Below are 13,329 nucleotides of genomic sequence, written 5' to 3'. Positions count from 1 at the left end.
CGGCGAAGATGTCAGTGAAAAACTGCATTTCAGACCGGCACAGTTCTATAAGGAACAGCATGTGCGTGGTAAATGGGTCTGTGATCAGTGTGACATTCTGACTCAGCAAGCGATGCCTGCCTATGTGATTGATAAAGGCATTGCTTCACCTGAATTGCTCAGCCATGTGCTGGTATCGAAGTATGCCGATCATTTGCCGCTGTACCGTCAACGTCTGATCTATCAGCGGGCGGGAATTGAACTTTCTAGATCAACTTTATCTGACTGGATAGGTCGCTGCGGTGTAGAACTGGAACCTCTGGCCAATGCCTTAAAAGAGGTGGTACTACAACAGCGGGTGCTGCATGCAGATGAAACACCGGTCACCATCATGCGGATGGGTGAGAATAATAAAAAACCGAAGAAAGGTTATGTCTGGGCCTATGCCACCACACAGTACAATCCAGTTCAGGCGGTGATCTATGACTTTCAGGATAGTCGTTCAGGCCAGCATGCTGAAGAGTTCTTGAAAGGCTGGCAGGGCTATCTAGTCTGTGATGATTACAGTGGTTATAAAGCACGTTTTAAATCAGGCCAGGTGATTGAGGTGGGGTGCATGGCGCATGCACGTCGTAAATTCCATGAACTGCATGTAACTGGGAAAAGTCAGGTTGCTGAACAGGCCTTAGTGCTGATTCAGAAACTGTATGCGATAGAAGCAGAACTCAGGAAAAAGACCGATGGTACAGCGGAAGACCGCCGCGAATACCGACAACAGCATAGTCAACCAGTGATGCAACAACTATATGAATGGCTCAACCAACATCATCTGACAGTGCCATCGAGTTCTCCTACCGCCAAGGCTATCAATTACACTCTGAAGCGTTGGCCAGCCTTAAGCCGTTATCTGGATGATGGCAATCTACCGATATGCAACAATTGGGTAGAGGTGCGACACGAAGTCGCTTAATGAAGTTGTTCCCCCTGCGGGAACCACCCGTGTCACCGGGTGAATCTAGAAGGCTGAATAAAGAGCGCCTTCGACAATGTAACGAGGCACCGTAAGGTGCGGGGTATCAATCGTGAGAGGCGTACTCTTCTGGCAGCCATAGCCGGACAAGGGCTAGATAATCGGTATGGTGAACACATGTGAATCTGCGCAACGATCGTTAAATTGAACGAGCGGAAATGGCTAATACGCTCGAACCAAAACGGTAATGGAGGTGGGAATCGCGTCTTTCTACTACGCATTCGTGACCCATACGCCTCCCGGTCGATAGCAGGCACCTAAGCCGATGTACTTCAGTAAGCGGAACGTGGAAATCCCGTATTACCCCCATTGGGAAAGCAGTTTGCAAAAACTGCCCATGGTGATGCGGGCGAAGGAACGAGGAAAAAGCGAATGCCAGTCTGTAATGGGTTGGATAGAGGTTGAAACATTACCTCACGCGAAAGCGGGCTGACGTCCTTATGGTCTCTCATCACAAGAGAGTGTGTAGAACCCTTTTAATGGAGGGAGAGCAAATGAACGCAGCAGTATCAGCGTGTGCGCCTTCCAGCACATCGTGGGACAGCATCGATTGGATTGCTGTACAGCGTCATGTCAGAGGGCTGCAAGCGCGTATTGTGAAGGCGGTACAAGACGGCAGGTATAACAAGGCGAAAGCTCTGCAATGGCTGCTGACTCACTCGTTTAGTGGCAAAGCATTGGCCGTAAAACGAGTGTCTGAAAACAAAGGCAAAAACACGGCTGGGGTCGACAAGGTGACTTGGAATACACCCAAGGCCAAGACCGGTGCGATGATGTCGTTGAAGAGGCGAGGTTACACGCCCCTTCCGCTTCGGAGAGTCCTTATTCCGAAGAAAAATGGCAAGATGAGACCTCTCGGGATACCCACGATGAAATGCCGGGCCATGCAGGCGCTCCATCTGCTGGCTTTGGAACCCATCGCGGAGACCACCGCTGATCGGAACTCTTATGGATTCAGACCGCAACGCTCAACCGCGGATGCTGCAGCACAGTGCTTTGGTGTGCTGTCAAGAAAAGTAAGTGCGGAGTGGGTGCTAGAGGGTGACATTCAAGGCTGTTTCGACAATATCAGCCATGACTGGATGATCGCCAACCTCCCAATGGACAAGGTGATTCTACGGAAATGGCTCAAAGCCGGTTACGTCTACCAAAGCAAGCTGTTTCCCAGTCTTTCCGGAACACCGCAAGGAGGTATTATCTCCCCCGGTGTTGGCCAACATGACCTTGGACGGACTGGAAACGATGCTGGCGAAGAGGTTCCCTAACGCCAAATGGACAGGCAAAAAGCTGCAACTGGTACGGTATGCGGATGATTTCATCATCACGGGGTATTCTAAAGAGTGGCTCGAAAATGAAGTTCGCCCTGCCGTGGTTGAATTTCTGGCGGAGCGCGGTCTCGTGCTCTCTCAGGAAAAGACCAAAATCACGCACATAGGGAACGGGTTCGATTTTCTTGGGTGGAACGTACGCAAGTACAATGGCAAGCTACTGATCAAGCCGTCAAAGGCAAACATCAGTGCTCATCTCGATAAGCTGCGAGCATTAATCAATGCAAACAAAGCGACACGACAGGCCACTTTGATCGGTTTGCTCAACCCTATTCTAAGGGGTTGGGCCAACTATCATAGTTATGTCGTTGCCAAGAAGGTTTTCAACCAGGTAGACAGCGCAGTGTGGGAAATGCTCTGGCGATGGGCGGTACGTCGCCACCCTCGCAAAACACTCCGATGGGTCAAAGATCGGTATTTCAAAGTACAAGGAGCGCGTCGATGGGTGTTCTCATGTGATGAACAGTCCGCTGATGGTCGGAAGCGACAATACACATTAGTGTCTGCCTCGGACACGCCAATTGTGCGACATATCAAGATCAAGGCTGCTGCTAACCCTCATGACCCCGCATGGGATGAGTACTTCGAATCCCGATGGGGTAAAAGAATGCTGGTCTCCGCAAAGGGGCGAGCCAAGCTGTATCGGGTGTGGCTAAAACAAGGTGGTCGCTGCTGCGCCTGTCTTAAACCAGTCACCAAAGATACACCATGGCACAGCCGTCATATTGTGAAGCTAAGTCATGGTGGAACGGATGCAGTTGCTAATCTTGAGATTTACCATCTGTATTGTCCAAGGAGTGTTCAATTTGCCAATGTCAACGATGTATAACCGGGTGCCGAATGGCGCCTTAGCAGAGGCTTGAGCCGTGTGCTGGGAAACTCGCATGCACGGTTCTTAGGGGGTTGGACGTAGGTAACTGCGTCTGACTACCCGACAATCAAATGCGACCTTGGGCCTTAGGGCGCAAGAACTGGCTGTTTGCTGGCTCGCTGCGCAGCGGCCAGCGAGCGGCGAATATCATGACTTTAATCCAGTCAGCAAAGCTGAATGGCTTGGATCCGTATGCCTATTTAAGTGATGTGCTGAAAAGGCTGCCGACGCATAAAGCGACCCAAATAGAAGAATTACTGCCACATCGCTGGAAATCCAACTCAAATTAAAAAATAGGCATGGGGTTCAGCGGACGCTTACTGTTGTTGTCGTGATTCATCCAAATAACTTTTATAAAACTGACTTATTGTTCTGTCATGCTGAGCTACATTAAGCCAAAAATATAGGAGAATCATTAAGATGGATAATCAATTAGAACAAGCACGTGATGCATGGGTGAATGCTTTTTTTACTGGCAATGTGGAGCTGTTAGCACACTATGAAGATGAAGATTTTAAAGTCGTTTATACGGCAGAATCACGTGTGGAAAATCGTGAAACACGTTATGCCAACATTCAGCATGCAGTGAATAATGGTGTCTGGAAACCGATCAAACCGAATGTTGAATTAGAAGAATATGAGTTTGATCGTGAGCAGGTTAACTGTTGGATTCAAATTGGTTTGGCGGATGATCAAGGGTATATTCAAGAAATCTGGCGCTATATTCAGGGCTGGAAAATACAAGAATTATGTATTAGCAAAGCAAAAATTACTGCCGAGTAGCAGCGATTTTCTGTGAATCACTGAGATTCAATGACTCAAAATAACCATGAAAGAATGGATTGATTTGGCTTTAATTAGAGTTTTGAATTTAAAATAACAGTTAGTTTGAGTTGTGGATAACTAAGTTTTTTGCTTTTAAATTTAAATTGTAGATTTTGAATTTAAAAATCACACTGAGTTTTAAATTCAAAACTTCTTGCTTGGTAGCTATGCTGTCTTACTTTTATTCAGGGTGGGGGGTGTCATACAACTATGCTGTGGTGCAAGATTGATAAGTAAAAATAAACAAACGCAGAGAGTGACTTAAATTTCTTTGCGTGGTTATTGTGAAGATAAACTAAAGATTAAAACTATTACGAATGTGTCTTATAAGTATGGAACATACACAATGCATATTCTACGAAATATGATGAGATTTAACCCTATTTAGCATAGCGTTAAAATCTCATCGGTATGGCTATTCAAAGCTACTTTCGAGTTCTTCCAATTCCATCATCAATTCAAGCATTTGTTCTTCTGCCTGCGCCAATTTGGTTTTCAGATCATTTTGCTCATTCATGAGTTTGAGCAAATCATCTTTACGGTTGGCATCGTAAAGGGCAGGATCTGCCAGTTCGGTTTCAATTTCAGTCAGACGCGGTTGAATTTTTTCAATTTGCGCCTCGTATTTTTCAATATTTTTACGAATAGGGCGAGTTTGTTCACGGCGTTGTGCTGCCAGTTTGCGTTGAGCTTCTTTATCTACTTTGACTAGGTTAGTCTTGTTCTCAACCACTGGACTTGGATTGGATGGAGCTGTGTTGGATGTACCTTGCTTAAGCATGTCTGCACGAGCTTGGCGTAACCATTGGGCATAATCTTGTAAATCGCCTTCAAATTCTGTGCATTGTCCTGCATGAACCAAGAGTAAGTCATCGCAGACACTGGCAATTAATTGACGTTCGTGTGACACCAATACCACTGCACCTTCATAATCCTGTAATGCCATGGTTAAGGCATGTCGCATATCTAAGTCTAAATGGTTGGTCGGTTCGTCCAGAATCAGTACGTTAGGACGTTGCCAGACAATTAAAGCCAAAGCCAAACGTGCACGTTCACCTCCTGAAAAACTTTCACAAGGCGTGTCCATACGTTCGCCACTAAAACCAAAACTGCCTAAAAAGGCGCGTAAAGTGGCTTCGCTGATTTTTTTATCGGCAATGCGTGCCAGTTGTAGCATCGGGCTGGCGCTATCATCCAAAGCATCCATTTGATGCTGTGCAAAATAGCCAATATTGAGTAATTCTGAGGCTTTGCGAGTACCTGCCAATAACGCCAATTCACCCACTAAGGATTTAATTAAGGTCGATTTACCTGCGCCGTTCATCCCCAATAAACCAATACGACTGGTCGGGGTAATTTGTAGGTTAATTTTGCTGGCAATCACTTTGTCTGCATAACCAATGCTGACTTGTTCCAGAGTCAGTAATGGTGAGCTCATTTTGGTCGGTTCACGGAAACTAAAGGTAAATGGTGTATCTACATGCGCAGGGGCAAGCAATTGCATGCGTTCCAATTGCTTGATACGGCTTTGTGCCTGCCGTGCTTTGGTGGCTTTGGCTTTAAAACGATCAATATATTTTTGTAAATGTGCACGGGTTTCTAATTGTTTTTCATACGCTTGTTGATGTTGTGCCAAGCGTTCACTGCGTGTGGTTTCAAAGGTTGAATAATTGCCCGTATATAAAGTCAGTTCACTATTTTCAATATGTAAAATATGATCGGTAATGGCATCTAAAAAATCACGGTCATGGGAAATCAGCACCAAAGTTCCCGCATAGGCTTTAAGCCAGTCTTCTAACCATAAAATTGCATCTAAGTCTAAGTGGTTGGTTGGTTCGTCCAATAGTAATAATTCGGAGCGACTCATTAAGGTACGTGCCAAATTTAAACGCATGCGCCATCCACCAGAAAAACTACTGACCGCCAAGCTGTTTTGATGTTCCATAAAACCTAAACCTGCCATCAGTTGTGCGGCTTTGGCGGGTGCGGTATAGCCATGAATTTCATCAAAACGACCATGCAAATGTGCAAGTTGGTCATTATTTAATTGTTCAGGATGTTGCAGTTGTTGTTGAATGTTCCAGTATTCTTCATCACCCGACAGCACAAAATCAATCGCAGGCAAATCCAATGCTTTAACTTCCTGTGCCATGTGCGCCACAGTCCAGCCTTGCGGACGGCTCAACGTACCTTCGTCTGGGGTTAAACTACCTAAAAGCGCAGCAAATAAACTGGATTTTCCTGCACCATTGACACCTGTAAGACCGACTTTCCAGCCTGGATGGATTTGCATAGACGCTTTTTGAAATAAAACACGTCCACCGCGGCGTAAAGAAACTTGGTCAAGTTGAATCATGGTGTTTACTGGTCACAACAAAAGTTGGGCATATTCTAATGGAAGCCCACCAGAAAACAAAAATAAGCCCAGTTTTATTTGTGATTTGCGAAAAATCTCTCTTGTGATGTTTAAAAATTATGATCTAACAACAGGCTTTTTTTATGACTTTGTAAACAAGCACAAAATACGTGCATGTTGGAAATGATCTTTATTTTGATCTAAATCTATAAAATATAAGTGAATTATGAAATAAAAATGATCGCTTAAATAAGGCAGTATAAGGTTTTGGCAGAATTGACAGATGAAATTCGAGTAAATGCTCTATTTTTTTAATTTGAACTTGCTTAATATTTGTTTCGTGTACGGACACTCAAAAATAAAAAAATCTGTAGAAGGATCGAAACAATGAAAAAAATATGGGTCAGCGCAACATTGAGTGCATTCGCAGCGATCGGTTTCAGTGCTCAGGCGCAAGCAGCAAAAATAGATGTATGTGTCTTTGACTTACTGGGTAAGTCTGGCGAATCTTATCAAATGGCACAGGAGTGGGCGCTAGCAGCAAAAGGCTGGGGTGCAGAAGTCAATTTAATTCCGCGTCAAGATGAAGCTGTTGCAGACAATGACTTTAAAGCAGGCAAATGTGATGGGGTATTTATGACAGCCATGCGTGCCCGTCAATACAATAAGTTTGCAGGCTCGATTGATGCTTTAGGTGGTGCACCAAATAATGCGATTGCACAACGTGCCATCAGTTTTGCTTTAGACAAACGCAATGCAGCAAAAATGGTCACCAATTTAGGTGGCAAGAAATATGAAGTTGCGGGTATTTCACCTTTAGGTTCGGCCTTTATTTTTGTGCGCGACAAGAACATCAGCTCGATTGAAAAAGCAGCAGGGAAAAAGTTTGCGGTATTGGGCTATGACGATGCACAAAAAATTATGGTGCAGCGTGTAGGCGCGCAAGCCGTCATTTCTGATGTATCTAACTTTGTGGCGAAGTTTAACAATGGTCAGGTCGATATGGTCGGTGCGCCTGCCTATGCGTACAAACCTTTAGAAATCTACAAAGGTTTAGGCAATAACGGGGCAATGTTTAATTTCCCTGTATTACAAGTGACCGCAGACTTTGTGATTCGTCCTGAACAATTCCCTGCGGGCTTTGGGCAAAAATCACGAGATTGGTTTGTAAAAAATCTGCCTAAAGCGATGAGTATGATTAATCGTTTGGAAGGTGAGATTCCAGCCAAATATAAAATGAACTTGAGCGCAGAAGATAAAACCAAATATCAAAAAATGCTGCGTGATGGACGTATGGATATGACCAAACGCGGCATTTATGACCCTGCCATGATGAGTGTGTTAAAACGCGCTCGTTGTTCTGTCGAAAAAACCAATTTTGAATGTTCACTAGGTGGTGAATAGATTGATTTTTAATAAAAAAGCCTAGATCTCTAGGTTTTTTATAATGAAAGATTCGTCAATTGAGCCATATCAGCCAAAAATCAAAATTCGCTAATCTGAGCTTGATAAAAGAACAGTGATACTAAATTGAAGGTTTGGATCAACTGTGCGCAGAAAAACAAAAAATGGAAGGAACTAGAAATGAAACAATGGACGCAAGCTTTATTATTTGGCGCAGGCTTATCTTTAGTCGCTAGTGCAGCGCAGGCCAAACAAGTGGTCTGTGTATTCGATTTGGTCGGTAAAAACGGTGATGTCTATAACTTAATGCAAGACTATCAATTGGCGGCCAAAAACTGGGGTGCAGAGATTGAGTTACGCGTAGGTCAAAACGAAGGCGTGATTGCAGAAGATTTTAAAGCAGGAAAATGTGATGGTATTAGTGTGACGGGCATGCGTGGTCGTCAATTTAACCATTTTACAGGCTCATTGGATGCAATTGGCGCGATTCCAGATTTAAAACTGGCAGTCAAAGTCATGCAAGGTTTGGCAAGTCCTGCTTTCGCCAAATATATGCGCAATGGTCAGTATGAAGTTGCAGGTGTCATTCCTGTGGGCGATGCCTTTTTGATGGTGAATGACCGCAGTATTAATAGTGTCGCCAAAGCCGCGGGGAAAAAAATTGCTGTTTTAGATTATGACCAAGCGCAAAAAATTATGGTACAGCAAATTGGTGCGCAAGCAGTCAGTGCCGATGTCACCAATTTTGGCAGTAAATTTAACAATGGTCAGGTCGATATTATTGGTGCGCCTGCTGCAGTATTCCGTCCTTTGGAACTACATAAAGGCTTAGGCACTAAAGGCGCGATTGTGAATTATCCAATTTTACAGGTCACGGGCAATATTATTATCCGCCCAGATAAATTCCCTGCAGGTTTTGGGCAAAAATCACGTGAATGGGTGAAAGGGCAGTTACCACGTGCCTTTGGTATTTTAGGCAAAATGAAAGCCGATATTCCTGCAAAATATTGGATGCAAGTGCCTGCAGCAGATCAACCGGGTTATCAAAAAATGATGCGTGAATCGCGGATTGATTTAACTAAACGTGGTGTTTATGACAAACGCATGATGAAATTATTGTGGCAATTCCGCTGTAAAGAAGCGCCAACCAATTTTGAATGTGGCTTGCAGGACGAAAATTACAAATAATTGGAGAATCTTGAGGTAATTACTCAGAATTCACTTTAATTCTGCATCACCGTCCCAATATTGAGTATGCTATACTTGATAAGTGGTCTTTTTGCAGAAAAGACATCTGAATTGTACCTGAGGAAAATCCATCATGAATGCCCAAGCACTTGAGCTCACCGACAACGCTGCTAAAAAAGTTCGCCAATTGCGTGACAGTGAAGGTAATCAAGACTTAATGCTACGTGTATATGTGACAGGTGGCGGTTGTTCAGGATTTTCTTATGGCTTTAACTTTGCGGAAAGCCAAAATGAAGATGATGCAGAATTTGTGAATGGCGATGTAAAAATGCTGGTCGATTCACTCAGCTATCAATATTTAGTTGGCTCGGTAGTGGACTATATTGAAAGCTTGGAAGGTTCGCGTTTTGTGGTACAAAACCCGAATGCAACCACGACTTGTGGTTGTGGTTCTTCATTCTCAATCTAAGTATGATTTAAATATTTTTGAGTATCAGCATCTGAAAAAGTAGATTGATGCACTCAAAATGATCAAAGCCTTTCCTATATAGAAGAGGAAAGGCTTTTTTGTTGCTACTGATCTGGTTTAAAAGTGCATCCTTAAACCAAAGTCATGGTACCTAAAATGCGATCACCTTTAGCCCCTGTGACCGCAGGTAAATTGCCACTTAATTGCTGACAAAAACGCATTGCCAACCAAGCAAAGGCGGTGGCTTCGACCCATGTTGGGTTTAGCCCTAAATCGGCTGTACTTTGTACAGTCCATTGATGTTTGCGCAAACGCCAGCGCAATTGCTCTAGCAAATAAGAATTATAGGCACCACCGCCACAGACATAGACTTCACCTGTATCCATGCCTGAACGATAAATGGCTTTTTTAATCGCGCGGGTGGTGAGCTTTAATAAAGTCGCTTGAATATTTTCAGGATTATCTTCCAGCTCGTCATATTCCACATCATTGCGCCAATCGGCAACCTGTTCATCTAGCCATTCCAAGTTAAAGTCTTCGCGCCCTGTACTTTTGGGTGGTTCTTTAGAGAAAAAAGCATGGGCTTGTAAACGATCTAACAAGCTGCGAATCGGATGTCCATACGCAGCCCAATTGCCATTTTCATCATAAGGTTGTCCTGTGTAACGCTCACACCAAGCATCCATTAAAATATTGGCAGGCCCTGTATCAAAACCCGATACTGCTTCGGGCTGTCCTGCAGGCAACAAACTGACATTGGCAATGCCGCCTAAATTTAAAATTACCCGATGAATACTCGGATGTTGGAATAAGTTTTGATGGAAAGCGGGCACTAACGGTGCGCCTTGTCCGCCTGCAGCCATGTCACGACGACGAAAATCTGAAATTACAGGAATTTGGGTGATTTCGGTGATGATGTTCGGATCACCAATTTGTAAAGTAAAAGCATGTTCAGGACGATGACGAATGGTCTGGCCATGCGAACCAATCGCTTTAATTTGAGATTTATCCAGTTTATTTTTTTCAATCAGGCTGTTAATACCATGTCCAATCATGGTGGCTAAAGCCACATCTGCTTTGCCCATGCGGTCAATTTCATTGTCACCTGGCAAAGTCAGTGCCATGAGTTCGTCACGTAAATCGGGATCAAACGGCAAAGTCAGGGTCGCGTGGAGTTGCAGTGGATCAAAAGAAGCAGCAACAAGATCGACACCATCCATACTTGTGCCCGTCATTACCCCAATATAGATCGCTGTCATGGTTATTCTATAGCCTGCAATATGCTGAAAAAGTGTTAGTATATCGCACAAATTGAATAACTGATGTGTTTGGATTTCGTGATGTCAAATTTCCTGCCGGCTGAAGAACAACTTGCTCTCATTCAACGAGGCACGCATGAAATTATTTCTGAAGAAGATCTTCTAAAGAAATTAAAAGAGAATCGTCCTTTAAAAATTAAGGCGGGGTTTGACCCGACTGCACCTGATTTACACTTGGGGCATACGGTATTAATCAATAAATTAAAAGTATTCCAAGACTTAGGTCACGAAGTATTTTTCTTGATTGGCGATTACACTGCCATGATTGGTGACCCAACAGGTAAAAGTGCTACACGTCCGCCGTTGTCACGTGAAAAAGTCTTGGAAAATGCCAAAACGTATCAGGAACAAGTTTTTAAAATTCTTGATCCAAATAAAACCAAAGTGGTGTTTAACTCTGAATGGTTTGCAACAAAAACTGCAGCAGACTTAATTCAGTTGGCATCGCAGCAAACCGTAGCGCGTATGTTGGAACGTGATGACTTCACCAAGCGTTATAACAACCAGCAACCGATTGCGATTCACGAATTTTTGTATCCGTTGGTACAAGGTTATGACTCGGTGGCATTACAAGCCGATGTAGAATTGGGCGGTACAGACCAGACCTTTAACTTGTTGATGGGACGTACCTTGCAAGGTCGTTATGATCAGGAAGCGCAAGTTTGTATTACTGTGCCAATTCTTGAAGGTTTAGATGGCGTGAATAAAATGTCTAAATCTTTAGGCAACTATATTGGCGTATTTGATGCACCGGGTGCGATGTATCAAAAAGTCTTGTCGATGCCTGATAGTCTGATTGAGCGCTATTTTGAGTTACTCAGCTTCAAGTCGATGGATGAAATTGAAATTTTGCTTAAAGAAATGGCAGAAGGTCGTAATCCGCAAGAAATCAAAAAGATTTTGGCACTCGAATTGGTTGAGCGTTTCCACGGCAGCGAAGCCGCAGCCAATGCCCATAAAGGTGCGGGTAATATTATTACCGAAGGTGAATTACCTGAAGGTACGCCAGAAGTAACGATTTCACGTGCTGAATTTGGTGGCGAATTATTTATTGCTTCTATTGTACGTGCTGCAGGTTTAACTAAAAATGCTGCGCAAGCCAAAGATGCTGTGGCACGTGGCGCAGTGAAAGTAGATTGGAATGTGGTCGATGCGGGTTTCTCGGTCAAAGAAAACGCAACACACATTATTCAGGCGGGCAAAAAAGCCATTGCCAAAGTCACATTTACGGACTAGGTCCATTCTAAGTGATTGAAATAAAAGCAGGCTTCGGTCTGCTTTTATTTTCTGTTTGGTATATTAATTATATGAATAAGTAAATTCAAAAAAAACCTTATAAAAACAACACTTAAATTTTGCCAAGTAGCTTGCATTTTTGCTCAGTTATGTATAAGATTTACCCATCTAGACACAGTGTACAAAACAGATCTAGAGGGTACTTATAACTATAGCTCCACAATTTACAAGTCCCTTCCCCAAGGGACTCTTTTTTTCGTATAACTATAATAATGATATATGGATCGCATATAGATTCAACTCCGAGGGAGAGATTTTGGGAGAGATCTCTTTCTTTTTTTTGCCTCTAGTTTTGTTGTGGTTTATATCTAAAGGTAAAATGTAAGATTACTTCTCTTTGTTTTATAAAAATATTCTTAAAACTTTAAGACCTAATTCAAATTTCAAAGCTACTTATATATGGTAAAACATCTTGTAAGTAGTGCATGTGGATGGCGCGATCTAAACTTGCCGAATAGAAGAGTAGGTTTGTCAACTTGAAGTCGGTAATGCAAATGCTAAGCATCAACTTTGAATTAACGGACAAAACCACCAAGCTGACATGAAATCAATGCTAGATGTACGCCGTATGTAGGAATATTATTTTGGATAATGCAAAAGCATTTTTAACTGAGATGTAAAATTTTTTAGATGTCGTAAGATGAAACGAATCATATACATTGGCAATCGTTGATTGCAGTCTTCAAAACTTGACCGATTTGAACCCATAAAAGTATGGATAAAAAAAGTCCTCTCTGCATTGTAGAGGAGAGTTTTTATTTAAATTTGATGAAAAAATAGCTAAAAAATTAAAAAACCAAGCATTTTTGTAGAAAAAAAATACATACGTGAAAAATATTCTAATTTGGGGCTTGCAAAGATTTTGAAATCCCCTAGAATGCACCCATCCCGACGCGAAACAGCCTAAGAACTTAGCTTACAGGGTTAAGTTGTTAGAAGTGTTTTGCGTTAAAATTTCTGCTGACGAGGCAGGAATTGAGATCATTAAGAAATTATGAAGAACAACTTGTGTGGATTTTTACTGATTGATTGATCGAAAATATTTCATTGATTGATTGGTTTAAATTACTCGAAGTTTATTTGAGCGAAATTTAAGTCAGAAAATTGATGAGCCAGATTTGGAAGTTTAGATTAAAACTTCAAAATGATTTTAACTGAAGAGTTTGATCATGGCTCAGATTGAACGCTGGCGGCAGGCTTAACACATGCAAGTCGAGCGGGCGAGGTTGCTTCGGTAACTGAGCTAGCGGCGGACGGGTGAGTA

General features: G+C 42.9%; 7 protein-coding genes, 1 rRNA gene and 3 pseudogenes. 9 read left to right on the top strand and 2 right to left on the bottom strand.

The features are described from left to right. The 4 genes and pseudogenes from HX743_RS14575 to HX743_RS14560 form a co-directional block, all read left to right on the top strand. A pseudogene (locus tag HX743_RS14575) lies at window positions 1-928 on the top strand (IS66-like element ISAba25 family transposase); the annotation flags it as partial. Window positions 929-1,503: 575 nt separating this feature from the next. Continuing rightward, window positions 1,504-3,166, top strand: a pseudogene (gene ltrA, locus HX743_RS16620) (group II intron reverse transcriptase/maturase). A 104-nt stretch (window positions 3,167-3,270) separates the two neighbouring features. Then, a pseudogene (locus tag HX743_RS14565) lies at window positions 3,271-3,498 on the top strand (transposase domain-containing protein); the annotation flags it as partial. 130 nt (window positions 3,499-3,628) lie between these two features. Further along, on the top strand, window positions 3,629-3,991 hold the full coding sequence (locus HX743_RS14560) for a hypothetical protein (RefSeq protein ID WP_178319563.1): 363 nt from the start codon (window positions 3,629-3,631) through the stop codon (window positions 3,989-3,991). Window positions 3,992-4,448: 457 nt separating this feature from the next. On the opposite strand, the gene HX743_RS14555 is transcribed toward HX743_RS14560, so the two are convergent. Then, complete coding sequence (locus HX743_RS14555; RefSeq protein ID WP_104852778.1) at window positions 4,449-6,389, bottom strand: ATP-binding cassette domain-containing protein; 1,941 nt, start codon at window positions 6,387-6,389, stop codon at window positions 4,449-4,451. 387 nt (window positions 6,390-6,776) lie between these two features. Here HX743_RS14555 and HX743_RS14550 point away from each other — a divergent pair, with 387 nt between their 5' ends. The 3 genes from HX743_RS14550 to erpA all read left to right on the top strand — a co-directional run bounded on the left by HX743_RS14550 (window position 6,777) and on the right by erpA (window position 9,450). Continuing rightward, window positions 6,777-7,793, top strand: a complete 1,017-nt coding sequence (locus tag HX743_RS14550) for a putative solute-binding protein (protein ID WP_178319562.1) — start codon at window positions 6,777-6,779, stop codon at window positions 7,791-7,793. Between the two features lie 180 nt (window positions 7,794-7,973). Next, entirely contained in the window at window positions 7,974-8,981 is a 1,008-nt protein-coding gene (locus tag HX743_RS14545; RefSeq protein WP_104852777.1) for a putative solute-binding protein, read from the top strand. Between the two features lie 133 nt (window positions 8,982-9,114). Next, entirely contained in the window at window positions 9,115-9,450 is a 336-nt protein-coding gene (gene erpA, locus HX743_RS14540; RefSeq protein WP_104852776.1) for an iron-sulfur cluster insertion protein ErpA, read from the top strand. Between the two features lie 131 nt (window positions 9,451-9,581). Here the strand turns inward: erpA and HX743_RS14535 are convergent, their stop codons facing one another. Continuing rightward, window positions 9,582-10,709: an anhydro-N-acetylmuramic acid kinase gene (locus HX743_RS14535; protein ID WP_004969740.1), complete on the bottom strand. Its 1,128-nt coding sequence runs from the start codon at window positions 10,707-10,709 to the stop codon at window positions 9,582-9,584. A gap of 63 nt (window positions 10,710-10,772) precedes the next feature. Here HX743_RS14535 and tyrS point away from each other — a divergent pair, with 63 nt between their 5' ends. Next, complete coding sequence (gene tyrS, locus HX743_RS14530) at window positions 10,773-12,005, top strand: tyrosine--tRNA ligase (protein WP_162495524.1); 1,233 nt, start codon at window positions 10,773-10,775, stop codon at window positions 12,003-12,005. A gap of 1,211 nt (window positions 12,006-13,216) precedes the next feature. Further along, window positions 13,217-13,329: ribosomal RNA gene (locus HX743_RS14525) — 16S ribosomal RNA — on the top strand; the annotation flags it as partial.

It is taken from the genome of Acinetobacter sp. Swhac1, from assembly GCF_013390985.1.
Lineage (GTDB): Bacteria > Pseudomonadota > Gammaproteobacteria > Pseudomonadales > Moraxellaceae > Acinetobacter > Acinetobacter towneri.
This window is presented reverse-complemented; position numbering and strand designations above follow the sequence as displayed.

Excerpts from the sequence above, each read along its gene's own strand:
- HX743_RS14555 (WP_104852778.1), bottom strand. The coding sequence starts at position 6,389 with ATGATTCAACTTGACCAAGTTTCTTTACGCCGCGGTGGACGTGTTTTA.
- HX743_RS14550 (WP_178319562.1), top strand. The coding sequence starts at position 6,777 with ATGAAAAAAATATGGGTCAGCGCAACATTGAGTGCATTCGCAGCGATC.
- erpA (WP_104852776.1), top strand. The coding sequence starts at position 9,115 with ATGAATGCCCAAGCACTTGAGCTCACCGACAACGCTGCTAAAAAAGTT.
- HX743_RS14560 (WP_178319563.1), top strand. The coding sequence starts at position 3,629 with ATGGATAATCAATTAGAACAAGCACGTGATGCATGGGTGAATGCTTTT.
- HX743_RS14545 (WP_104852777.1), top strand. The coding sequence starts at position 7,974 with ATGAAACAATGGACGCAAGCTTTATTATTTGGCGCAGGCTTATCTTTA.
- tyrS (WP_162495524.1), top strand. The coding sequence starts at position 10,773 with ATGTGTTTGGATTTCGTGATGTCAAATTTCCTGCCGGCTGAAGAACAA.
- HX743_RS14535 (WP_004969740.1), bottom strand. The coding sequence starts at position 10,709 with ATGACAGCGATCTATATTGGGGTAATGACGGGCACAAGTATGGATGGT.